This window comes from Lysobacter sp. Soil_C_15 (genome assembly GCF_057657315.1).
The window spans coordinates 461,433-483,552 of the sequence record NZ_JBDGIR010000002.1 but is presented as its reverse complement, the minus strand read 5'-3'; the positions used below and the strand labels follow the sequence as shown (position 1 = coordinate 483,552).

Annotated in this window: 21 protein-coding genes and 1 tRNA gene; 12 read left to right on the top strand and 10 right to left on the bottom strand. The window is 69.4% G+C overall.

The window, feature by feature from the left end; all coding sequences use genetic code 11:
* Positions 1 to 566: 566 nt before the first annotated feature.
* The 3 genes from AC3A57_RS06140 to AC3A57_RS06130 all read right to left on the bottom strand — a co-directional run bounded on the left by AC3A57_RS06140 (position 567) and on the right by AC3A57_RS06130 (position 4,002).
* Entirely contained in the window at positions 567 to 1,649 is a 1,083-nt protein-coding gene (locus AC3A57_RS06140; RefSeq protein ID WP_487578078.1) for a restriction endonuclease, read from the bottom strand.
* A 276-nt stretch (positions 1,650 to 1,925) separates the two neighbouring features.
* Positions 1,926 to 2,507 carry a phasin family protein gene (locus tag AC3A57_RS06135; RefSeq protein ID WP_487578077.1) on the bottom strand — a complete coding sequence of 194 codons (582 nt, stop codon included), beginning with the start codon at positions 2,505 to 2,507 and terminating at the stop codon, positions 1,926 to 1,928.
* Between the two features lie 193 nt (positions 2,508 to 2,700).
* Positions 2,701 to 4,002: a patatin-like phospholipase family protein gene (locus AC3A57_RS06130; RefSeq protein ID WP_487578076.1), complete on the bottom strand. Its 1,302-nt coding sequence runs from the start codon at positions 4,000 to 4,002 to the stop codon at positions 2,701 to 2,703.
* A gap of 139 nt (positions 4,003 to 4,141) precedes the next feature.
* On the opposite strand from AC3A57_RS06130, the gene AC3A57_RS06125 reads away from it, so the two are divergent.
* A complete protein-coding gene (locus AC3A57_RS06125; RefSeq protein WP_487578075.1) occupies positions 4,142 to 4,864 on the top strand; it encodes a DUF8198 family protein in 723 nt (240 codons plus the stop codon).
* Between the two features lie 89 nt (positions 4,865 to 4,953).
* On the opposite strand, the gene AC3A57_RS06120 is transcribed toward AC3A57_RS06125, so the two are convergent.
* The gene (locus AC3A57_RS06120; RefSeq protein WP_221672380.1) at positions 4,954 to 5,229 is read right to left on the bottom strand and encodes a polyhydroxyalkanoic acid system family protein; all 276 of its coding nucleotides are present in this window, start codon (positions 5,227 to 5,229) and stop codon (positions 4,954 to 4,956) included.
* A 108-nt stretch (positions 5,230 to 5,337) separates the two neighbouring features.
* Here AC3A57_RS06120 and AC3A57_RS06115 point away from each other — a divergent pair, with 108 nt between their 5' ends.
* Complete coding sequence (locus tag AC3A57_RS06115) at positions 5,338 to 6,141, top strand: FHA domain-containing protein (protein ID WP_487578074.1); 804 nt, start codon at positions 5,338 to 5,340, stop codon at positions 6,139 to 6,141.
* 217 nt (positions 6,142 to 6,358) lie between these two features.
* On the opposite strand, the gene msrQ is transcribed toward AC3A57_RS06115, so the two are convergent.
* Together msrQ and msrP are read right to left on the bottom strand one after the other, a co-directional pair.
* Positions 6,359 to 6,979 (bottom strand): protein-methionine-sulfoxide reductase heme-binding subunit MsrQ, encoded by a 621-nt coding sequence (msrQ, locus tag AC3A57_RS06110; protein WP_487578073.1) that lies wholly within the window; start codon positions 6,977 to 6,979, stop codon positions 6,359 to 6,361.
* A 103-nt stretch (positions 6,980 to 7,082) separates the two neighbouring features.
* Positions 7,083 to 8,057 carry a protein-methionine-sulfoxide reductase catalytic subunit MsrP gene (msrP, locus tag AC3A57_RS06105; RefSeq protein WP_487578072.1) on the bottom strand — a complete coding sequence of 325 codons (975 nt, stop codon included), beginning with the start codon at positions 8,055 to 8,057 and terminating at the stop codon, positions 7,083 to 7,085.
* Positions 8,058 to 8,215: 158 nt separating this feature from the next.
* Between msrP and serC the strand changes: the two genes are divergently transcribed.
* The 4 genes from serC to aroA all read left to right on the top strand — a co-directional run bounded on the left by serC (position 8,216) and on the right by aroA (position 13,174).
* On the top strand, positions 8,216 to 9,301 hold the full coding sequence (gene serC / locus AC3A57_RS06100) for a 3-phosphoserine/phosphohydroxythreonine transaminase (protein ID WP_487578071.1): 1,086 nt from the start codon (positions 8,216 to 8,218) through the stop codon (positions 9,299 to 9,301).
* A 137-nt stretch (positions 9,302 to 9,438) separates the two neighbouring features.
* A complete protein-coding gene (pheA, locus tag AC3A57_RS06095) occupies positions 9,439 to 10,662 on the top strand; it encodes a prephenate dehydratase (RefSeq protein WP_487578070.1) in 1,224 nt (407 codons plus the stop codon).
* Positions 10,659 to 11,855: a histidinol-phosphate transaminase gene (gene hisC, locus AC3A57_RS06090; protein WP_487578069.1), complete on the top strand. Its 1,197-nt coding sequence runs from the start codon at positions 10,659 to 10,661 to the stop codon at positions 11,853 to 11,855. Before pheA ends, hisC begins: the two co-directional genes overlap by 4 nt.
* On the top strand, positions 11,852 to 13,174 hold the full coding sequence (gene aroA, locus AC3A57_RS06085) for a 3-phosphoshikimate 1-carboxyvinyltransferase (RefSeq protein ID WP_487578068.1): 1,323 nt from the start codon (positions 11,852 to 11,854) through the stop codon (positions 13,172 to 13,174). The genes hisC and aroA overlap by 4 nt, the downstream gene beginning before the upstream one ends.
* 303 nt (positions 13,175 to 13,477) lie before the next feature.
* On the opposite strand, the gene AC3A57_RS06080 is transcribed toward aroA, so the two are convergent.
* Entirely contained in the window at positions 13,478 to 14,104 is a 627-nt protein-coding gene (locus AC3A57_RS06080) for an energy transducer TonB (protein ID WP_487578067.1), read from the bottom strand.
* Positions 14,105 to 14,224: 120 nt separating this feature from the next.
* The gene (locus AC3A57_RS06075) at positions 14,225 to 14,893 is read right to left on the bottom strand and encodes an energy transducer TonB (RefSeq protein WP_487578066.1); all 669 of its coding nucleotides are present in this window, start codon (positions 14,891 to 14,893) and stop codon (positions 14,225 to 14,227) included.
* A gap of 160 nt (positions 14,894 to 15,053) precedes the next feature.
* Between AC3A57_RS06075 and serS the strand changes: the two genes are divergently transcribed.
* Both serS and AC3A57_RS06065 read left to right on the top strand, forming a co-directional pair.
* Positions 15,054 to 16,346 carry a serine--tRNA ligase gene (serS, locus tag AC3A57_RS06070; protein WP_487578065.1) on the top strand — a complete coding sequence of 431 codons (1,293 nt, stop codon included), beginning with the start codon at positions 15,054 to 15,056 and terminating at the stop codon, positions 16,344 to 16,346.
* Between the two features lie 171 nt (positions 16,347 to 16,517).
* On the top strand, positions 16,518 to 16,907 hold the full coding sequence (locus tag AC3A57_RS06065) for a hypothetical protein (RefSeq protein WP_487578064.1): 390 nt from the start codon (positions 16,518 to 16,520) through the stop codon (positions 16,905 to 16,907).
* 510 nt (positions 16,908 to 17,417) lie between these two features.
* Here the strand turns inward: AC3A57_RS06065 and AC3A57_RS06060 are convergent.
* Positions 17,418 to 17,996 (bottom strand): FMN-dependent NADH-azoreductase, encoded by a 579-nt coding sequence (locus AC3A57_RS06060; protein WP_487578063.1) that lies wholly within the window; start codon positions 17,994 to 17,996, stop codon positions 17,418 to 17,420.
* A gap of 123 nt (positions 17,997 to 18,119) precedes the next feature.
* Here AC3A57_RS06060 and AC3A57_RS06055 point away from each other — a divergent pair, with 123 nt between their 5' ends.
* The 4 genes from AC3A57_RS06055 (at position 18,120) to AC3A57_RS06040 (ending at position 21,042) form a co-directional block, all read left to right on the top strand.
* A complete protein-coding gene (locus AC3A57_RS06055; RefSeq protein WP_487578062.1) occupies positions 18,120 to 19,136 on the top strand; it encodes a LysR family transcriptional regulator in 1,017 nt (338 codons plus the stop codon).
* A 141-nt stretch (positions 19,137 to 19,277) separates the two neighbouring features.
* Positions 19,278 to 19,367, top strand: a tRNA-Ser gene (locus AC3A57_RS06050).
* A gap of 212 nt (positions 19,368 to 19,579) precedes the next feature.
* Positions 19,580 to 20,584, top strand: coding sequence for a DUF3800 domain-containing protein (locus AC3A57_RS06045; RefSeq protein ID WP_487578061.1), 1,005 nt, complete (start codon positions 19,580 to 19,582; stop codon positions 20,582 to 20,584).
* Positions 20,585 to 20,649: 65 nt separating this feature from the next.
* Positions 20,650 to 21,042 (top strand): VOC family protein, encoded by a 393-nt coding sequence (locus tag AC3A57_RS06040; protein ID WP_487578060.1) that lies wholly within the window; start codon positions 20,650 to 20,652, stop codon positions 21,040 to 21,042.
* A 133-nt stretch (positions 21,043 to 21,175) separates the two neighbouring features.
* Here AC3A57_RS06040 and AC3A57_RS06035 read toward each other — a convergent pair whose 3' ends face one another.
* A complete protein-coding gene (locus tag AC3A57_RS06035) occupies positions 21,176 to 22,072 on the bottom strand; it encodes a hypothetical protein (RefSeq protein WP_487578059.1) in 897 nt (298 codons plus the stop codon).
* Positions 22,073 to 22,120: the final 48 nt, after the last annotated feature.

Below are 22,120 nucleotides of genomic sequence, written 5' to 3'. Positions count from 1 at the left end.
CCGCAGCGGTGTACGCAAGCGGAGCTGTCCGCAGACCGCACGCTCGGCGCCCTGATGCGCAAGGCAGCCCATCGGCCCGGGCTTCGGAGGATTCGCGTCGAACGAAGCTTCGGTGGTCGCGGCTCACGCCGCTCCTACAAAAGCGCGCTACCGCCGCGTGCCACCCCTGTAGGAGCGGCGTGAGCCGAGACCGCCGCAGCGGTGCACGCAAGCGTCGTGCCTGCAGAGCGCACGCTCGGCGCCCTGATGCGCAAGGCAGCCCATCGGCCCGGGCGTCGGAGGATTCGCGTCGAACGAAGCTTCGGTGGTCGCGGTTCAGGCCGCTCCTGCAAAAGCGCGCTACCGCCGCGTGACACCCCCTGTAGGAGCGGCGTGAGCCGCGACCGCCGCAGCGGTGTACGCAAGCGGAGCTGTCCGCAGACCGCACGCTCGGCGCCCTGATGCGCAAGGCAGCCCATCGGCCCGGGCTTCGGAGGATTCGCGTCGAACGAAGCTTTGATGGTCGCGGCTCGCGCCGCTCCTACAAAAGCGCGCGGCCGGCGTGACGCCGGCCGCCAAGTCTCAGCTCAATACGCCCGGCACTGGAAGAACCGCACCCGCGAGGCGCTGCCCGGCGGCGGTTGCAACTGCACGCGCGAAGCGCGCAGTTCGGGATAGGCCACCAGCACGGTGCAGATCCGGTCGATGTCCTGCTGAGTGGCGTCGGTGAGGCGATAGATCAGCAGGTTCGACGGCGTCGACCACAGCGCGCGCTCGACCCCGTCGAGGGTGCCGATGCTGCGGATCACCTGGGCCCGGTCGGCCGAAGGGTTGCCGCTGGACTTGCTAGGCGTCTCCGCCTGCGCGGCGGGTCGAGGCGTCGCGGCGGCCGGTGCCGGCGCGGAGTCGTTCGCGGCCGGTGCGGTCGCCGCCGGTGCGGGCGCGGAAGGCTGGGCCGGGGCGGGCGTCGGCGCCGGCTGCGGCGCCGGTTCCGCCGAGGCCGGCTCGGCCGTCGGTTCGGCGGCCGGCGTCGCCGCGCTCTCCACCGGCGCGCTCGGCGTCGGTTCTTCGGCCGGAATCAGGTGCGGAGCGAGGAAACCGGCGATCAGGGCCAGCGCGATCGCGCCGCCCCAGGCGATGGCGATGGTGCGGATGCTGCGCTTCTGCGCCGCCGCGATGACGTCGTGCCGGGTCGAGGCCGGCAGCACCGGCTCGACCAGTTCCCACAGGGTCGCGCCGCTATACAGGTCCAGCCCGTTGGCGACGCGCTCGGAATTGGCGTCGAAACGGCCGGTGGTGACCAGCATGCCGCCGGCGGCGCCATTGAAGCGCACCGCGTCGGCCAGCTCGGCCACGGTCGCCGCCGAGACCCGATAGTCGGCATCGCCGAGCTTGCACGCCAGCAGCCAGGGCTTGCCCGCACGCAGCAGGCGCAGTTCGGCCTGGGTGCCGCGGGCCAGGGATTCTTCGACCGATTCGGCTTCGAAGCCGCGCTCGCGCAGCGCATCGACGATCAAGCGCGCGAACTCGCGCCAGCGCATCTTGGCCAGCACGGCGACGCCGGTCGCGACTTCAGTGCGTTGCCGGCGGTGGGTCCAAAGATAGGCGGTGGACGCCAGGCCGATCGTCAAGGCGACGGCGGCGGCGGCCCACAGGGAAAAACTCGACATGCAGCGATGGGCCCATAAAAGTCGCTGAGGATAACGGGTTTGCCACGCGGCACAGTTCGCAAAACTGCGACGCAGTTCGCGAAATAGCTGCGTCTGCCGTACCCCGTCGTCCGCACAACGCGCGCAGGCGCTGCCAGTGAAGCCGCGGCGGGCCGGCGCCGGGCATAAGAAAGCCCGCCAATCCGAAACCGTAAGGGGAGGGGAGCATACGGAAGCGCGGACTGGCGGGCTTAAGCGGCGCCTCGCGCGCGGCGCGAGGCGGTGAAACAGGAAGGATTACGGTGCGACCGGCGGCTTGGGCTTGGCGATCGACTTGCGTGGCTTCTTGGCCGCGGCGGTCTTGCCCGGCTTCGGCTCGGCGGCGGCCTTCTTGGCCGGCGCCTTGCGCGCGGCCGGGGCGCCGCCCTGGCGGCGCAGCTCGCGGGTCAGGTTCTCGACCCGTTCGCTGAGCTCGTTGAGGTCGTCGCGGCCCGGCACGCCGAGCTTGACCAGGGCGCGCTGGACGCGTTCCTCGAACACCTTTTCCAGGCGATCCCAGGTGTCGGACGCGCGTTCGCGCGCCTGGCCGACCTTGGACTCGACCGCGTCGCGCAGCGCGCCGGCCTGGCCGCCGGTGAACTTGCGCGCGGTCTGCTCCAGGTTCAGGCCTTCCTTGACCAGGCCTTCGAACAGCTTGGTGCCTTCGGCCTGGGCGCGACCGAACGCGCCGACGCCGGCCAGCCAGATCTGCTGCGCCGACTCGCTGAGGGTCTTGGACAGGCGTTCGGCCTGCTCCTGTGCGCCCGGCTTGTCCGCGCCGCGCTTGGCGCCGCCCTTGCCGGTGGTTTTCTTCGCGGTCTTCTTGAACTTGGCGGCCATGGACGTCCTGTAATGAGGGTAAGCGCTGTAGGTCACGATGGAGCGGCTGTCTAGAGTATTCACACCAGCCGGGAACGAGCGCGCGGGAACGAGAAACGGGTATCGGTCCGCAGCGCGGAGCCCGTCGTTCGGCGGCGTCCGAACCGCGGCATCGGCGCCGCTCGCTCGCCGTTTGCGCGCTGGTGGCCGTGGTTCAGACGGCTTGCTTGCGCGGCGTCCGGCGTCGCGGCCGGCGCGGTTGCCCCGCCACCATCCGCTCGGCGTCGTCCAGCGCGCGGCGCAGGCGCGCGGTGGTTTCGCTGTCGCGCCTGGGCGGGGCGATGCCGTCGAGGATCGAGCGTTCGCGGTCGGCCAGCACGTCCTCGCGCAGGCGCAGGCCGTGCGCGGCCAGCAGCGGGGCGAGGGTGTCGGCGCGCAGGCGCAGGTCGGCCAGGGTGTTGCGGTAGGCGATCTCGCAGATCCGCTGCCGGGCCGAGAAGCTGAAGGCGTTGGTGAAGAACAGTTCGCGGTCTTCGGCGTTGGGCTCGAAGATCAACTGGTCGATGTCGGGGTATTGCTGGGCGTAGCGGGCCAGGCCGACCTGCATGCGCGACTGCAGCAGGGTGCGGAAGGTCTGCGACAGCACCGCCGGCAGGCCGCCCGCGGCCAGGCTGCGGTCTTCGCTGACCACCGGCGCGCCTTGGGCGTGGTTGAACGGCACCAGCGGGTTGATCCCGATCAGCAGGTCGATGCCCTGTTCCAGCACCAGCGAGGCGTGCATGGTCCGGCGTAGGGCGCCGTCGACGAAGTGGCGGCCGCCGATCTCCACCGGCGGGTACAGGCCGGGCAGGGCGGCGCTGGCCTGCACCGCCTGCGAGATCGGCACCTGGTCCCAGCCTTCGCCGCCGAAGCGCACCGCGTCGCCGCTGTCGATGTCGACAGCGACCACGTACAGCTTGGCGTCCAGTTCGCGGAAATCGTTGCTGCGGCCGCGCCGGGTGAACACCTCGCGCAGGAAGCGCTCGACCTGGGCGTTGTCGAACAGGCCGTTGGGGATCAGCCCGCCGAAGCGGGTGATCAGGTCCGACCAGCGCGCTTCCAGCGGCGAGAACAGCAGCTCGCGCCACCATTCCGCGGCCAGGCGCGGGAAGCTGGCGGCGCGCTTGACGTATTCCAGGAACGCCGGGCGCATGAAGGTCTCGGGGCGGAATTCGACGTCGGCGCTGTCGCCGGTGACGAAGATCCGGCACATCTCGGCCGTGTCCATGCGGTTGGCCAGGCCGGCGGCGAGGAAGGCGCCGCTGCTGACCCCGACGTAGCAATCCAGCCGGGTCAGGTCCAGGCCTTCGATCGCCTCGTCCAGGGCGCGCAGCGCGCCCAGTTCGTACATGCCGCCGATGGGCCCGCCGCCAGCGATCGCCAGGCCGATTTTCGCGGTTTTCGGCGGGTGCTCGGCGGCGCCGTTCGTCTTGGCTTTGCGGCTCGCCCGGTGGCGGGCGGAGTGGAGTGAAAGCATGTGATCGGCAGCACGGCCTTGGCGGAATTCGGTCGAGTGTAGCCCAGGACGGCGGGCGCGCCAGGGGCCCCGGACGATGGTCGTAGGCGGGCGCGGCCGGCTTGCGGGACGGGCCGGCGGCCGCGATGATCCGGCGCAGATGGCCAGGACGACCGACACGAGCCGACGCATCGGCGGGCTGCTGGCCCGCCATCAGGCCCTGCACGATCCCGAGCGCGAGCCGCGCAACCGGCTGCGCTGGCTGGTCGAATTGCGGCGCTGGCAGGCGCGGCGGCTGGAAGCCAGCTTCGACCGTTTCCTGCGCGACCCGCGCCGCCGCCCGGCGGCGCAGTTCTTTCTCAGCGACGTCTACAACGACGGCGATTTCAGCCGCCGCGACGCCGACATCGCCCGGGTCTTGCCGACGATGCAGAAGCTATTGCCCGGTCCGTTGCTGGGCACGGTGGCCGATGCGATCGAACTGGGCGTGCTGACCCAGGCTTTCGACCTGCGCATGGCCCAAGGCCTGCATCGGCTGGCGCCGCGCCGCCAGCGCCTGGACCGGGCCTTGTACGCGCAGGCCTATCGGGACTGCGGCCTGCCGCGCCTGCGCGCGCACCAGATCGACCTGATCGGCGCGGTCGGCCTGGGCCTGGGGCGGGCGGTGCGGATGCCGGGCATCCGCACTCTGTTGAAACTCTCGCGCGGCCCGGCGCGCGCGGCCGGGCTGTCGGAACTGCAGGGCTTTCTCGAGCGCGGCTTCGCCGCCTTCGGCGAACTCGGCGACGTGCGCGAGTTCATCGCCGAGATCGAACAGGACGAGCGCAGCGTATCCGAGCGCCTGTTCGCCGGTCACCCGGCGCCCTGTCCCGAGCCGGATTGAGCGCGGCAGCGAACGGCTCCGGGCTAGGTCGCCTCGGACCGGGACCGAACCGCTTTACCGAGTCCCGAATCCCGGCCGTACTTACGTACTTACTTGAACCGTTCCTCGAGCACGCGCCGGATCTCCGACTCGATCGGGCCCTTGAGCGCGCCGAGCAGGAAGCCGAGCTGGGCGGTCACCCGCAGCTGGTTCGGCTGCAGGTCGATCTTGCCGTCGACGCCGCTGCGGGCGAAATTGAGCGTGTCGCCGACCCAGTCGTACTCGACGTCGAAACGTTCGGCGAGCTTCTTGGCGACTTCCTCGACGGCCTTGCGGGCCTTGGCCGGAGCCAGCGAATGCGGATGGCGGATATCGATGCTGGACATGGTCTGGGTTCTCCCTGGAACCGCCTATTGTGCGGGCAGGGACGGGCGCATCCAAGCGCAGCCGCGCGGCGGGGTGTGCGCGGTGCGACAACCTGTTAGATTCCTGCGGTGAGCGCTCTCAAACTCCGATACCCGAATCGAGAACAGGCCGACCTGCCGCTGCGCGCCGGCGTGCACGCGATCGGCCGCGACGCCGGCGGCCGCGCAGTGCTGGTCGAGGACGCGGGCGCGGCGATCGCCCAGCTCAGCGTCGACCGCCGCGGCATCTGGCTGCAGGTGCGCGAAGGCCTGCGCGGCCTGCACGTCAACGGCCGGCCGGTGAAGCGCATGGCCATGCTGCGCGCCGGCGACGCGATCTTCCTCGACGGGGTCGAGCTGCTGCTGGTCGACGACAAGCCGGACCCGGCGCCGCCGTTCGGGGTCGAGATCCCGGCCGATTCGCGCATGGTCGTACGCGGCGTCGGCGGCATCCATCACGGGCGTTGCTACACCCTGGACCAGCCGCGGGTGATCGGTCGCGCCGGCGACTGCGATATCCGCATCAACGAACCCGCCTTCGCCGATCGCCACGCGCGCCTGGAGGCGCACGCCGACGGCGTGGTCCTGCGCGACGTCGGCTCGGTCGACGGCACCGTGGTCAACGGCAACCCGGTGCGCCACGCCCTGCTCAAGCCCGGCGACCAGCTGCTGCTCGACGGCCAGCACCGCTTCGTGATCGAAGCGCCGACCCGCCAGCTCAGCGCCGCCGAAGCCCTGCAGGCGCAACTGGCGCAGGAGGCGGCAAGCAGCGACGAGCGTCCCGCACCGCCCTCGGCCCTGCCGTCCTCGGTGCGGCGCATGCCCTGGCTGCTGCTCGCGGCGGTGGCGATGGCCGGCCTGCTCGGCCTGCTGCTGCTGTACGGCGCGCGCTGAGCCAACCGCAGCGGTGCGCGGCAGCGCGCGTTCCGAAGCCCGGGCGGGAGGCTGTGATGAAGCTTCCCTGTAGGAGCGGCGTAAGCCGCGACAACCGCAGCGACGTCCGCGAGCGTTCGATCCGAAGACCGGACGGCTCAGGGCCAGTGCCTTGTAAGCTTTTCGGATAGCCGGGCTTCGGATGCCGCGCGTCGAACGAAGCTTCGGCTGTCGCGGCTCACGCCGCTCCTGCAGGGGGGCGGTTTCGCCGCCGCGCGTCGGCGATGCGCCGGTACAGCCGCCAGCCCAGCAGCGCGGCCAGGATCGTCGCGTACAGCAACGGCTCGCGGATGTCGGATTTCACCAGCCACCAGAAATGCAGCACCGCCAGCACCGCGACGGCGTACACCAGCTTGTGCAACTGGCCCCAGCGCCGGCCGAGCCGGCGCATCATGCCTTGGGTCGAGGTCAGCGCCAGCGGCACCAGCAGCAACCAGGCGGCGAAGCCGACGGTGATGTAGGGGCGCTTGGCGATCTCTTCGAAGATCTGCGCCCAGTACTGCTTCAAGTCCAGGATCAGATACGCCGCCAGGTGCAGGCTGGCGTAGAAGAACGCGTACAGCCCGAGCAGGCGGCGGAAGCGCAGCAGCACCGGTTGACCGCTGAGCTGGCGCAGCGGGGTCACCGCCAGCGCGATCAGCAACAGGCGCAGCGCCCACAGGCCCAGGCGGTGCTCGATTTCGGCCACCGGGTCGGCGCCCAGGCCGCCGTGGCCGGCCAGTTCCTCGCGGATCTGCCAGGCCAGGATCGCGGCCGGGGTCAGCGCCAGCGCGTGCACCAGGGCCTTGGCCGCAATCACGCCAGGCGCAGTCCGGCGTTGGGCCGGCCGTCCGGGCCGGCGTTGCGGAGCGGGGGGCGCTGCTGCCGCCGCCGGCGCGGCCGGCAAGGATTCGTCCGCCATCTCAGAACCAGGTCCGCAGATTCATGCCCGCATACAAGCCGGCGACCTGCTCGCCGTAGCCGTTGAACAACCGGGTCGGGATGCGCTCGGCGAACAGCTTGCTGCCGGTGCCGGCGATGCGGCGTTCGGTCTTCTGGCTCCAGCGCGGGTGGTCGACGTTCGGATTGACGTTGGAGAAAAAGCCATACTCGCTCGGCTGTAGATCGTTCCAACTGGTCAGCGGCCGATGCTCGACGAAGGTGATGGCGACGATCGACTTGATGCTCTTGAAGCCGTACTTCCACGGCACCACCAGGCGCAAGGGCGCGCCGTTCTGCTGCGGCAGCGGCTTGCCGTACAGGCCGGTGGCGAGCAGGGTCAGCGGGTGCATGGCCTCGTCGATGCGCAGGCCCTCGCGATAGGGCCAGTCGATCGAGGGATAGGCCAGGCCCGGCATCTGCTTGCGGTCGGCGAGGGTGGTGAAGGCCACGTACTTGGCCTTGGAGGTCGGTTCGAAGCGCTTGAGCAGCTCGGCCAGCGGCACCCCCAGCCAGGGGATCACCATCGACCAGCCTTCCACGCAGCGCAGCCGGTAGACCCGTTCCTGCGGGGCCAGGCCCTTGATCAGCTCGTCCAGGCCGAACCGGCCCGGCTTGGCGCAGGCGCCGCCGACCGCGACCGTCCACGGCCGGGTGCGCAGGGTCTTGGCCGCGCTGGAAGGGTCGGACTTGTCGGTGCCGAACTCGTAGAAGTTGTTGTAGGTGGTGATGTCCTCGTAACGGGTCAGGGTCTCGTCGGTGCGGAACCCGGCGCGGGCCTGCTCGGGACTCAGCGGCTGGGCCGGCGGCGGCGGCGGAGGTTCGGCCTCGGCGCAGCCGGACAGGCCGGCCAGGGCCGGGCTCAGCGCCAGGGCGCCGAGCAGGCGGCGGCGCTCGCGGTAGACGGTCTCGTCGGTGATCTGCGAGGCGGGAATGTTCAGGGCGGCACGCAACGACATGAGGGGGCTCCAGGGCGGTCGGCGGGCCGGAACGGCAAGCGGACCCGTTACCAGCATAGAGGCGCCCGAGGGGGCAAAAGTTGCGCGCGAAACGGAGGCGCACGGGGTGTTGCACTGCGGCATACTTGGGGGCCAACCCCCAGCTCACGGAGCCTCCGATGTCCCGCGCGTTCAACTTTAGTGCCGGTCCCGCGACCCTGCCCGAATCGGTCTTGCTGCAGGCGCAGTCGGAGATGCTGGAGTGGAACAACGCCGGGGCTTCGATCGTCGAGCTCAGCCACCGCGGCCCCGAATTCATCCAGGTCGCCGCCGAGGCCGAGCGCGACCTGCGCACGCTGATGTCGATCCCGGACGATTACGCGGTGCTGTTCCTGCAGGGCGGCGCGACCGCGCAGCAGGCGCTGATCGCGCTCAACTTCGCCGACCCCGGCCAGACCGTGGACTACGTGGTCACCGGCCACTGGGGCAAGACCGCGCTCAAGCAGGTCAAGCCCTACGTCAGCGCCAACGTCGCCGCCAGCGGCGAGGCCGGCGGCTTCCGCGACATCCCGGCGCGCGACAGCTGGAACCTGTCGGCCGACGCCGCCTACGTGCATTACACCGCCAACGAAACCATCCACGGCGTCGAGTTCCGCGAGGTGCCGGACGTCGGCGACGTGCCGCTGATCGCCGACTTCAGCTCGTCGATCGCCGCCGAGCCGGTCGACGTGTCCAAGTTCGGGGTGATCTACGCCGGCGCGCAGAAGAACCTCGGCCCGGTCGGCGTCAGCGTGGTGATCGTCAGGCGCGAGCTGCTCGAACGCGCCGGCCAGCCGCGCGCGGAGATCTTCGATTACCGCGCCCACGTCAAGGGCGAGTCGATGCTCAACACCCCGCCGACCTGGAACTGGTACCTGGCCGGCCTGGTGTTCAAGTGGATGCTGGCCGAAGGCGGCGTGGCCGAGTTCGCCAAGCGCAACGCGCGCAAGGCCGAGCTGCTGTACCGGACCATCGACAACTCCGGCGGCTTCTATCGCAACGAAGTCTCCGCCGCCGTGCGCTCGCGCATGAACGTGCCGTTCTTCCTCAAGGACGAAGCGCTCGACAAGCCGTTCCTGAAGGAAGCCGAAGCGGCCGGCCTGATCTCGCTCAAGGGCCACCGCGCCCTCGGCGGCATGCGCGCCTCGATCTACAACGCGATGCCGGAAGCCGGCGTGCAGGCGCTGGCCTCGTTTATGCAGGACTTCCAGCAGCGGCACGGCTGAGACCGCCGCGTCGGGCCGATGCCTTGTCGCATCGGCCGCGGCGGCATGCGCCCGGCCAGGAAGGCCGGGCTGGCGATCCGAAGGCAAACCATCCGCCAGGCACGGCGGCGACCGCCTTCGGAAGCGATGAGACGACCATGAACGACAAGTCCCGCAAGACCAAGCAACCCGGCGCGACCCCGCCGGCCAAGGCCGGCAAGCAAGCCGCCGCCGGCGCGGCGAAGAAGAAAGCCGCCGCCAAGGCCAAGCGGGCCAAGGCCGAGGACGCGGCGCCGCTCGCCGCCGTTCCCGACCTGGCCACCCTGCGCCAGCGCATCGACGGCATCGACCGCCATATCCAGGAACTGATCGGCGAGCGCGCCCAGTTCGCCAACCAGGTCGGCAAGGCCAAGGGCAAGCTGGCCGCGGCGGTGGATTACTACCGCCCCGAGCGCGAGGCGCAGGTGTTGCGCCGGGTGGTCGACCGCAACGACGGCCCGCTCAACGACGAAGTGCTGGTGCGGCTGTTCCGCGAGATCATGTCGGCCTGCCTGGCCCAGCAGGAGCCGCTCAAGATCGGCTTCCTCGGCCCGGAAGGCACCCATTCGCAGCAGGCGGTGTACAAGCATTTCGGCCATTCCATCCATGGCCTGCCGCTGTCGAGCATCGAAGAGGTGTTCCAGGAGGTCGAGGCCGGCAACGCCGACTTCGGCGTGGTGCCGGTGGAGAACTCGACCCAGGGCACGATCCAGTCGACCCTGGACATGTTCCTGACCTCCAGGCTCAAGATCAGCGGCGAAGTCGAGCTGCGCGTGCACCAGCACCTGCTCTCGCGCGGCGGCCGGATCGAGGACATCGAACGGGTGTATTCGCATCCGCAGTCCTTCGCCCAGTGCAAGGCCTGGCTGCGCCAGTACCTGCCCAAGGCGGAGAAGATCCCGGTCGCCAGCAACGCCGAGGCCGCGCGCCGCGCGCGCAACGCCGACGACGCGGCGGCGATCGCCGGCGTCGCCGCCGCCACCGTGTACGGGCTGCGCAGCGTGGCCGGTCCGATCGAGGATCGGCCGGACAACACGACGCGCTTCCTGGTCATCGGCCGCGAGCTGTTCTCGCCGTCGGGCAACGACCGCACCTCGCTGCTGATCTTCATCAAGGACCAGCCCGGCGCGCTGTACAACGTGCTGTCGCCGTTCGCCAAGCGCGGCCTGAGCATGAACCGGATCGAGTCGCGCCCTGGCCACACCGGCCGCTGGCAGTACGCCTTCTTCGTCGACATCGGCGGCCACGTGCAGGAAGACGCGATGCGCGAGGCGCTGGAGGAACTGCAGGACCTGGCCCACGAGGTCAAGGTGCTCGGCTCCTACCCGGTGGCGATCGCATGAGCCAGCCGGCCGCGCAATCGGCGCCCGCTGCGGCGCCGGCCCCCGACCCAGCCCGCTTCGATGAAGCCCGCTTCGACGAGGCCTGGTTCGCCGCGCGCGCCCAGCCGGGCGTGCAGCGGCTCAAGGCCTACGACCCCGGCCACGACTTGGTCGCGCTGCGCCGGCGCTACGGCGAGGCCAACCTGGTCGAACTGGGCTCGAACGAGAACCCCTACGGCCCGTCGCCGGCCGCGCGCGAGGCGATCCTGGAGTCGCTGCATGCGCTGCACCGTTACCCCGATCCGCTCGGCGGCGACCTCAAGCGCGCGCTGGCGCGCAAGCACGGCGTCGACGTCGCCCAGATCCTGCTCGGCAACGGCTCGCACGAACTGCTGATGCAGCTCGGCCAGGTGTTCGCCGGCGCAGGCGACGAGGTGGTGTTCTCGCGCTATGGCTTCGCCGTGTTCGCGCTCGCCACCCAGGCCGCCGGCGCGCGCATGAAGATCGTCGACGCCTTGCCGCGCGAAGCGGCGATGCCTTGCGGCCACGACCTCGACGCGATCGCCGCGGCGGTGAGCGCGGACACCAGGCTGGTGTACGTCGCCAACCCGAACAACCCGACCGGCACCTGGTTCGGCCGCGACGCGCTGGTCGCGTTCCTGGACAAGATCCCGCCGCAGGTCATCGTGGTGATGGACGAGGCCTACGCCGAAATGGCGCAGGCGCCGGACTACGCCAGCGCGCTGAGCGTGCTGGAGCGCTATCCCAATGTCGCCGTCACCCGCACCTTCAGCAAGGCCTACGGCCTGGCCGGTCTGCGGGTGGGCTATCTGATCGCCCGGCCCGGGCTGATCGCGGTCATGGACCGCCTGCGCGAAAGCTTCAACGTCAACGGCCCGGCGCTGGCCGCCTGCGAGGCCGCGCTCGGCGACGAAGAGCACCTGCGCTGGGCCTGCGCGCGCAACGCCGAGCAGCGCGAGGCGTTGAGCGCAGCCTTGAACGCGCGCGGCCTGCGCGCGTTCCCGTCGCAGACCAATTTCGTCCTGGCGCAATTCGGCGCGCGCACGCCGCAGGTCGAGGCGGCCCTGGTCGAACGCGGGGTGATCCTGCGGCCGATGGGCGGCTACGGCCTGGCCGACTGCATCCGCATCAGCGTCGGCTCGGCCGACGAGAACCGGCGCCTGCTGGCCGCGCTCGACGAGGTGTTGGCATGAGCGCCGCCGCCGAACTGCAGCAGGCCTGGACCGCCGTCGCCGGCGCGCCGCTGCGCGGCCGCCTGCGCGTGCCCGGCGACAAGTCGGTCTCGCACCGGGCGATCATGCTCGGCGCCCTGGCCGACGGCGTCACCCGGGTCACCGGCTTCCTCGAAGGCGAGGACACCCGCGCCACCGCGCGCGTGTTCGAGCGCCTGGGCGTGCGCATCGAAACCCCCAGCGCCAGCGAGCGCATCGTCCACGGCGCCGGCCTGCGCGGCCTGCGCGGCAGCGACGCGGCGCTGGACTGCGGCAACGCCGGCACCGGCATGCGCCTGCTCGCCGGCGTGCTGGCCGGGCAGGGCTTCGACAGCGTGCTGGTCGGCGACGCGTCGCTGTCCAAGCGGCCGATGCGGCGGGTGACCGAGCCGCTGGCGGCGATGGGCGCGCGCATCGACACCCAGGACGGCGGCCTGCCGCCGCTGCGCATCCACGGCGGCCGCGCGCTGCAGGGCATCGAATACACCTTGCCGGTGGCCAGCGCGCAGGTGAAATCGGCGCTGCTGCTGGCCGGCCTGTACGCGCAGGGCGAGACCGTGGTCCACGAACCGCATCCGACCCGCGACTACACCGAGCGCATGCTCGCCGCGTTCGGCTGGCCGATCGAGTTCGCGCCCGGTTACGCGCGGCTGAGCGGCGGCCACGCGCTGCGCGCCACCGAGGTCGCGGTGCCGGCGGATTTCTCTTCGGCCGCGTTCTTCCTGGTCGCCGCCAGCGTGGTGCCGGGCTCGGACCTGGTGCTGGAAGCGGTCGGCATGAACCCGCGCCGCACCGGCCTGCTGGCCGCGCTGCGCCTGATGGGCGCCGACATCGCCGAACAGAACCCGCGCAGCGAAGGCGGCGAACCGGTCGCCGATCTGCGCGTGCGCCATGCGCCGTTGCGCGGGGTCGCGGTGCCGGAAGCGCTGGTGCCGGACATGATCGACGAGTTCCCGGCGCTGTTCGTCGCCGCCGCCCTGGCCCAAGGCCGCAGCGTGGTCAGCGGCGCCGCCGAACTGCGGGTCAAGGAATCCGACCGCATCGCCAGCATGGCCGCCGGCCTGCGCGCGCTGGGCGCGCGCATCGAAGAAACCCCGGACGGCGCGATCATCGACGGCGGCGCGCTGCACGGCGGCGAGATCGACAGCCACGGCGACCACCGCATCGCGATGAGCTTCGCGGTCGCCGCGCAATGCGCCAGCGCTCCGGTGCGGATCGGCGACGTCGCCAACGTCGCCACCTCGTTCCCGGGCTTCGAAGCGCTGGCGGCGCAAGCCGGCATGCGGGTAGGGCCGGCGTAACAACAGCCGGCGCCCTGCGCGGGTTGCCGAAGCCGCGAACGCCAGCCGGTGCCCCGCGCAGGGCGCCGAAGCCTGGAACGTCAGTCGGCGCCCTACGCAGGCCACCGAAGCCGGCGTCGCCAACCGGGCGCGCCGGAAAATTCGCCCCCTTTGTTGAGGGGGCAGGCGCCTGCGCCGGCACGATCGAGCGCGCGGCTAGGTTGCGCCGGGGGATTACGCTCAGGTCGCGATCATCTCAACAAAAACAAAAACAAAAACGGCGGCCCAAGGCCGCCGTTTTCGCATCCGCAACTCCCGAGCGCCTCACTGCCGCGGCCGAAACTCCACCGGCTGTTCGACCACCGAGGCCACTTCCAGGCCGTCGCGGGTGGCCGGGCGGAAACGCCAGTCGCGCACCGCCATCAGCGCGGCGCGGTCGAGTTCGCGCGAACCGCTGCGCCGCGCCAGGCCGATCTCGCCCGGCACGCCGTCGGCGCCGACTTCGACCCGCACCACCACCGTGCCGCCTTCGCCGCGGCGCAGGGCGGTCGGCGGGTAGCCCGGCTCGGGGCTGCGGTCGAACAGCGGCCTGGCGGCGGTGACCACCGCCAGGGCCGGCACGGCGGCGCTGGCCGCGGCGCTGTGCGCCGGCGACATCGGCCCGACCCGGCGCACGGCCAGGCGCGCGGCGGGGACGGAGTCGCCCGCCGGGGCTGCGGTCTCGCCCGGGCGCTCGATCGGCGGCAGCACCACCAAGGGCATCGCCGGCGCCGGCGGGCGCGCCACCGGCCGCTTGCCGTAGTAGTACCAGCCCATGAAAGCGCTGCCGAGCAGGATCAGCAGCAGCCACAGGCCAGTGCCGGAAGAGGCGTAGGCCGCGGGGGCATCGGCGCCGTCGCGGTCGGAGCCGAGGGCGGAGGCCGTCGGCTCGAAAGAATGGGTTGCGGTCATGAGCGGATCCCTTGCGCGCGTTCCCCGGGGGCGGGACCGCCGGCCGAGCTTCCCGGCGCGCGGGTTAGCCAGGGGTGAACGGCGCGTAAGCGCAGCACGAACCTGCGACGCAGTTGGCGCTTACTGGTTGGCGTTGAAGGTGATCGGCACGATCACCGTATCGGCGACCGGGCGGCCGCCGCGGGTAGCCGGGCGGAACCGCCATTGCCGCACCGCAGCCAGCGCGGCGCGGTCGAGCAGCCGCGAGCCGCTGCCTTCGGCCACTTCCACGTTGCCGACCTCGCCCGACTCGGTCACCTCGACCCGGATCCGCACCGTGCCGGTTTCGCCGCGGCGCAGCGCCTGGGCCGGGTACTGCGGGGCGCGGTTGCCGGGCAGGGCGGACGCGGCGGTGCGGGCGCCGGCCGGGGCGGCCGGTGCGCTCGGCGGCGCGGCCGGCGCGCTCTGCGGCGGCGCCGGCGGGTTGGGGTTCTCGACCAGTTGCGGCCGTTCCTGCTCCTCGCCGGGTACCGCCGCCGGCAAGGGCTGCGGGGTCGCCGGCGCGGCGCCGTCGCCGCCGGCCGGGGCCGGCGCCGGCAGCGGCGCGTAGAACGGCGCATCGCTGGTCGGCGCGGCCTGGTTGGCGCGGTAGAAGTCGTCGCTGCGGTTGCGGTCGCCCGACCAGATCCAGGCGAACAGGCCCAGGCCGGCCGCGAACGCCGCCAGGATCAGCCACCAGGACTTGCCGGTGGGGCGCCAGGCGGCGAAATCGAAAGCGCGAGGCGACGGAGCGGGGGACTGGGTCGACATGGGCGGTCCGGTGATTCGATCGGCACATTCTGCTACGAAATGCCGGTTCGCGCCGGCCGCCGCAGCACGCCGGCCCGGCCCGGCCAGCCGCGAATTCGCGAAAAACCGCCGCCGACGCGATAATCTGCGGTTCTCTTCGCCACCTGAATCCGGCTCCGTCATGCTCGATCCGACCCTGCTGCGCCAACAGCCCGCCGACCTCGCCGAACGCCTGCGCGCCTCGCGCGGCTACGACCTCGACCCGGCCGTGCTGGAATCGCTGGAAAGCGAGCGCAAGCAGATCCAGGTCCGCACCCAGGAACTGCAGAACCTGCGCAACACCAAGTCCAAGCTGATCGGCCAGCTCAAGGCCAAGGGCGAGGACGTGGGCCCGGTGATGGCCGAAGTCGCCGGCTTCGGCGACGAGCTCAAGGCCAGCGAAACCCGCCTGGACGCGATCAAGGCCGAGATCGAAGCCATCGCCCTGGGCCTGCCGAACCTGCCGCACCCCTCGGTGCCGGCCGGCAAGGACGAGAACGACAACGTCGAGCAGCACCGCTGGGGCACGCCGCGCGCGTTCGACTTCGAGGTCAAGGACCACGTCGAGCTCGGCGCCCGCAACGGCTGGCTCGACGGCGACACCGCCGCCAAGCTGTCCGGCGCGCGCTTCACCGTGCTGCGCGGCGGCCTGGCCCGGCTGCACCGCGCCCTGGCCCAGTTCATGCTCGACCTGCACGTCGGCGAGCACGGCTACGAGGAAACCAGCGTGCCCCTGCTGGTCAACGCCGATTCGATGCGCGGCACCGGCCAGTTGCCGAAGTTCGAGGACGACCTGTTCGCGACCGTGGTCGGCGAGGGCGAGGCGGCCAGCAAGCGCTATCTGATCCCGACCTCGGAAGTGCCGCTGACCAACATCGTCCGCGACACCATCCTCGAAGACGCCGCGCTGCCGCTGCGGATGAGCGCGCATTCGATGTGTTTCCGCGCCGAGGCCGGCAGCCACGGCCGCGACACCCGCGGCATGATCCGCCAGCATCAGTTCGAGAAGGTCGAACTGGTCAGCATCGTCCGCCCGGAAGAAAGCTACGACGAGCACGAGCGCATGACCCGCTGCGCCGAAGTGGTGCTGGAAAAGCTCGGCCTGCCGTACCGGCGCATGCTGCTGTGCACCGGCGACATGGGCTTCGCCGCGGCCAAGACCTACGACCTGGAAGTCTGGCTGCCGAGCCAGAACACCTACCGCGAGATCTCTTCCTGCTCCAACTGCGAGGCCTTCCAGGCCCGGCGCATGCAGGCGCGCTGGCGCAACCCGGCCACCGGCAAGCCGGAGCTGGCGCACACCCTCAACGGCTCCGGCGTCGCGGTCGGCCGGGCGATGATCGCGGTGATGGAGAACTACCAGAACGCCGACGGCAGCATCGCCGTGCCCGAAGCGCTGCGCCCGTACATGGGCGGAGTCGAGACGCTGGCCTGAGCCGCGGCCGCGGCCGGTTCGAAGCGGAGCTTCGCGCCCTGGGGGCCGAGTCGCTTCGGCCCGACGGCAGGCGCCTCGGGCTTTCGCCTTCGGGCCTAGTCGCGCCGGCGCCGCGCGGCGCGCCCATGGACCTCATCGCCGGAGCGATCCGGCGCTACGAAAGGAATCGTCATGAACGCCGCTTTCGACATGTTCGCGCAGTTGCTTACCGTCGTGATGATGGCCGCCCCGGCCCTGGTCGGCTTTTTCGCCCTGCAGTTCGCCGTATTGCTGGTCAGCAACCGTAAGCGCAACGCGCCGCTGGCGACCGCCGGACTGATGTGGCGCGCCGCCGCCGGCGTGCTGTTCGGCAGCCTGGTCGGCTTCGCCGCCTTGTGGGCGACCATGGTCGTGCCGTCCTGGGTGACCGGCGACTACGAAGGCCTGCCCTGGCTGATGATGTTTCTCGCCTTTCCGGTCGGCGGCGTGGCCGCGCTGCTGGCCAGCTATTTCTTCGCCCGTTGGCTGTTGCGGCGCACGCCCGACGGCGCGGCGCCGCAGCCGGCCGCTGCGCGCGCTTGAGCCTTGCCCGCGGCGTCGCCCGGGGGTAGGAGCGGCGCAAGCCGCGACCGCGTCAATGCCCCTACGGCGCAACCCCATCGGCCTGCGCCCCCCTCGGATCGCGGCTTATGACCGAAGGACATCCCTGTGGGACGACGCTCCTACCGGAGGCGCAGCGTCGCCCCATTGTAGGAGCGGCGTCCCACAGGGATTTCCTTCAGTCATAAGCCGCGACCGCGCCAATTTCGCCACGGCGCAACGTTGTCTGCCTGCGCAATTCCGGGGCGCGGCTCGCGCCGCTCCTACCCCTGTTCCGCGCTACTGACGGCTGTAGCGGCGTCGATTCCGGTAGCTGACGCGCGCTCGCGCCAGCGCACCCGATCGCGCTGCTGCAAACAAAAAGACCGGGCCCTTTCGAGGCCCGGTCGAATGCCGGCGTGGGGGAGGGAACGCCGGACTTGGGGAACGGTGCTGCACGCAACCGCACTACTGCGTCGAGGCGCGCTCACGCAAACTCATGCAGTTTCGCCTTCACGCTGCGCGAGGCAGCGGAGTAACGATCGAAGCATGTGCGGCAGCGAGCGCATCGGCGCGATGCTGCGGCGAGTAAGCCACACCTTCCGCGCGCACGAACTCGACATCGGTCACGCCGATGAAGCCGAGCACGTGACGCAGGTAGGCCTCCTGGAAATCGCTGGGCTGATCGGTGTGGAAACCGCCGCGGCCGCTGACCACGATCGCCTTCTTGCCCTTGGCCAGCCCTTCCGGCCCGTTCTCGGTGTAGCGGAAGGTCTTGCCGGCGACCGCGACCCGGTCGATCCAGGCCTTCAGGGTCGAAGGAATGCCGAAGTTGTACATCGGCGCGCCAAGCACGATCACGTCGGCGGCCAGGAACTGTTGCAGGATGCGTTCCGACGTTTCAGTTTCGAGCGGATCGGCCTTGGCCAGGGAACGACCGGTAAGATGCGGGATCGGATCGGCATCCAGGTCGCGGTACTCGATGCTCAGGCCCGGCACCGCGTCCTGCCAGCGCGCCGCTACAGCCGCGCTAAGCTCGCGGGTGACGGACTGGGTGCCCAGGGCGCTGGAATCGATGTGCAGCAGCTTCATGACGGACCTCGCTTCGGTTGGCTGGCGGCATGCCCGCCGCGTTGGAGCAAAGTCTGGATCGTTGCGATGGTGGAATAAAGCTGCTTCAATATCACTGGCTGTTCTAATTTTGGAACTATCCTCATGCACGACCTGAATGACCTCTACTACTTCGCGATGGTCGTCGACCACGCCGGCTTCGCCGCCGCCGAGCGTGCGCTGGGCATCCCCAAGTCGCGCCTGAGCCGGCGCATCAGCCAGCTCGAGACCGACCTGGGCGTGCGCCTGCTGCAGCGCTCGACCCGCCGCTTCGCCGTCACCGAAGTCGGCAACAGCGTCTACCGCCATGCCCAGTCCATGCTCGCCGAGGCCCAGGCCGCGCGCGAAGTGGTCGACCGCCTCAGCGCCGAGCCGCGCGGGGTGATCCGGGTCAGCGTGCCGGTCGGCCTGGCCCAGCAGCAGATCCCCAAGCTGCTGCCGGAATTCCTCGCCAAGTACCCGCAGGTGCGGGTGCAGTTGCACGTCAGCAACCGCCGCGTCGACATCATCAACGAAGGCATCGACGTCGCCCTGCGCGTGCGCTCCAAGCTCGACGACGACGGCAGCCTGGTGATGCGCAGCTTCGGCCAGATCCAGGAACTGCTGGTCGCCAGCCCGAAGTACCTGACCCGGATGGGCCGGCCGAGCAATCCCGACGAACTGTCCGACCACGTCACCCTGAGCATCAGCGAGGACGACGCCCGCCAGCGCTGGGAGCTGCACGGCCCCGACGGCGAAGTGCGCCGGGTCGAGCTCAAGCCGCGGGTGATGGGCTTCGACTTCCCGATGCTGATGGCGCTGGCCGAGCAGGGCGTCGGCATCACCCTGCTGCCGGAAACCGTCTGCGCCGAAGCCGTGCGCCGCGGCGAACTGGAAGTGGTGCTGCCCAACTGGCGCCTGCCGCAGGGCATCTTCCACGCCGTGTTCGCCTCGCGCCGCGGCCTGCTGCCGGCGGTGCGGGTGTTCATCGACTTCCTGGCCGAGAAGGCCCCGTCCCTGGTCGAATCCGCCCGCCTGCAGTGCAGCGACATCAAGGGCATCCCGTGCCCCGACGGCATCGCCGGCCGCGACAAGGCCGCCAAGGCCGACAAGTCGGCGAAGATTTCCGCCCCCGCGGCCTGAGCCGCGGCGGCATAAGCGCCGGCGGCATGAGAGAATGCTCCGCGTCCGGCGCAAAGCCGGGCGCCGGCGGCGCGCAGCGACCGCCCCCGATCGTCGCCCTGCAGGCTCCGCAGCACCGCGACCGATCGACAGCCGTTCTACGGAGAGATGGCCGAGTGGTTTAAGGCAGCGGTCTTGAAAACCGCCGAAGGGTCAAACCTTCCGTGGGTTCGAATCCCACTCTCTCCGCCACTACCAATGCAGCCAAATTAGGTTGAGTATTGAATAGAGGGATAGTATCTCCTTAGTTTACTCCCTTCGTCATTTAATCGGGGCATGCTGCAAATTAACAAGACTGTGAGCCAACCAAGGGGCGAAGGTGAGTATCATCTCGGCGCCTTATTTTGCCGGATGGTCGGTGGCCCGGACTGTACGCAACAGCTGACTAAAGGCCGTCTTGCCGCATGTTTATTTATATCGATGAATCTGGAAGCTTTGTTCCGGCGTCTGCGACCAACAGTTGGAATGTAGTCGCCGCATATGTTACGCCAGAGGCTACGAGGAGGCAGGCCGAGGCGCTTTTGACCCGTCTAAAGCTTGCTGCGAAGCGTATTCATACAGATGAAATAAAGCTCAATGATCTTTCGGAGGCGCAGCTTGCTGCCTTTTTCACGGACCTTGGTCAGCTAGATTCCACTTTATTTGTATCTTGTATAGATCTGGGGGCGCAAGATCCTGTTGTTATCGCTGAGCACAAACGAAGCCAGGTCGAAAAGATCCTCGAGAACGTGCCGCGAATGATCTACGCAGAGGGACGAGAACTGATTGAGGAATTGGCGAATAGAGTGCAGCGTCTTTCGCCCCAACTTTACACTCAAATGGTCACGCAAATTGATTTGATTGATCAAGTCTATCGAGCGTCGACTCTCTACTATGCACAGCGTGTGCCAGCCACGCTGAGTAGTTTTCGCTGGCGAATAGATGAAAAGAACGCAAGCCGTCCGGTCTTTGAGGAGACTATGCGCCACATGGCTCCTCCACTGCTTCAAACGAAGTCCATTAGAGATCCGGTCATATTTGTAGACGGATTCGACTATTCCCACTTCGAACGCTCCTTTCGGTTTGGCCCGGGCGAAGCGCCAACCTACCTTCAGGAAGAAATAGGCGTTGAGATAAAATCCGGGGCGGACTTAGGGAAGGTTCTGAAGGACTCAGCCTTCGTGAAATCTCACGGCGTCCCCGGCGTCCAAATTGCCGATCTCTTGGCCTCATCTATTCGTCGAGTTCTCCGCAATGCCTTCAAGGATAATGTTGGTATGGCCCAAAGCCTTGGTCGATTGCTGGTCCAGCGAGCCAATCGCCAGCCGCCGTTACATTTGATCTCTTTAGGCGAAGAGCAGCATGCCCAGGGGCGCATCGTGGACGTAGTGCGATTGATGGCCGCGAGTGCGAGGTCCATGCTTAGATAGTCGCGAGCTGTCCCAAAAGCGTTGCTGTGCTTCGAGCGAGAAAATACACGCACGGAGACCATCTCATGACGACACGCACCTGGACCATCATCGCCGTCGCCGATGTCGCTCGCAGCTTCCGCTGGTACCAGTCGCTGTTCGGGCAACCGCACACAGCGCCGGCGCACGACTACTTCGGCCAACTCGTCGATTCGGACGGGACGGTGTTGCTATGCCTGCACCGGTGGGGCGCGCACGAGCATCCGACTTTGGCCAGCCCGGATCGCGCCGAGTCCGGCAACGGGCTGTTGCTGTTCTTCCGCGTGGACGATTTTTCCGAAGCGCTGCTTCGCGCCCGCGCGCTGACGACGCGTCTGGAGGAAGAGCCGAGCCGGAACCCGGCTACGGGCACATTGGAATTCGCGCTTCGCGACCCGGATGGCTATTACGTCATGGTCAGCGCGTCGAACGACGACTAGCGGACAGGCGGACGAGTTTCGCGAGGCGAATCGTTGCCGCCCGGACCGTCGTCGACTGCCGGCGAAGGCCAGGGCGCCGATCGCCCCCGGCCTTCACCGCTTTCCTCGAACCGTTCGATGGCCGTCGCGATCGTTACATGAAGCGCGGTGTCGACGACTTGTTGCTGTGCCCGTCGGCGCTGAACATCATCGTCTGCTCGGTGATCGAGTCCGTGCCGCGTCCAGCCAGGGTGTGCGAGGAGTTGAGCGCCAGGTTCACGCTGAGGGCGACCTGGGCGAAATCGGCCTGCGCCTGCGGGATGCGGATGTCGTAGCCGCCTTTGATCGCGTTGCTCAACTCGGCCTGCGCGTTCCGAATCGCTTCGAAAGGCACGGCGTTGGTGGCGCCGACGCCGCCACCGGTTCGGGCCTGGGGCGAACTGAGGTGGGTTTTCCAGCTTTCGGCCAACTCGTTGCGGAAGGCTTGGTCGGGCGGCAAGGCCCAATGTCCGGCGCTCTTGCGCAGGAAGCCCTGGTCGGCGTTGATCGCGGCCATGAGCAGCTTGGGGTCGCAGTCCTGGTAGGACTTGAGGTCCCGCCCGCCCAGGGCGAGAAAGCTGTGCGGATTGGCAAGCAAGCCCTGCAACTCGCGGCGGACGGCCTCCGGCAGCTTGACGGGTTCCGCGTTCGGGGGCGACGCGACCGGCTTCGCTTGGCCGGGGCGGACCGGCTCGGCGATATTGGCCGCCGACAGCGTTCCGGTGTGGCGATTGAGGTTGCGAAACGCGGTGAGGCAGATCTCGTACTGGCGATCCTCGCTCATGCCGATCTCGCCGGTCAGCTTGACGATGGTCTTGTACGATTTGACCTTGTCCTCGCGCTTGGCGTAGTGGCTGTTGATCATTGCCTCGGTGGACGGCATGTAGGCCTGGAGACCTTCCAGGGTGACCTTGTCGGCCGAGCTACTCACCGGCTTGCCGGAGTGGCGCAGCAGGCAGGCCTGCAACGACTCCTTGGAGGATGGCTTGTCCGTGCTGGATGCGTGGCCCATGGGAATGGTTCCTTCGTCGGCGGTGGAAGGGAATCTGCCGTTGCATGG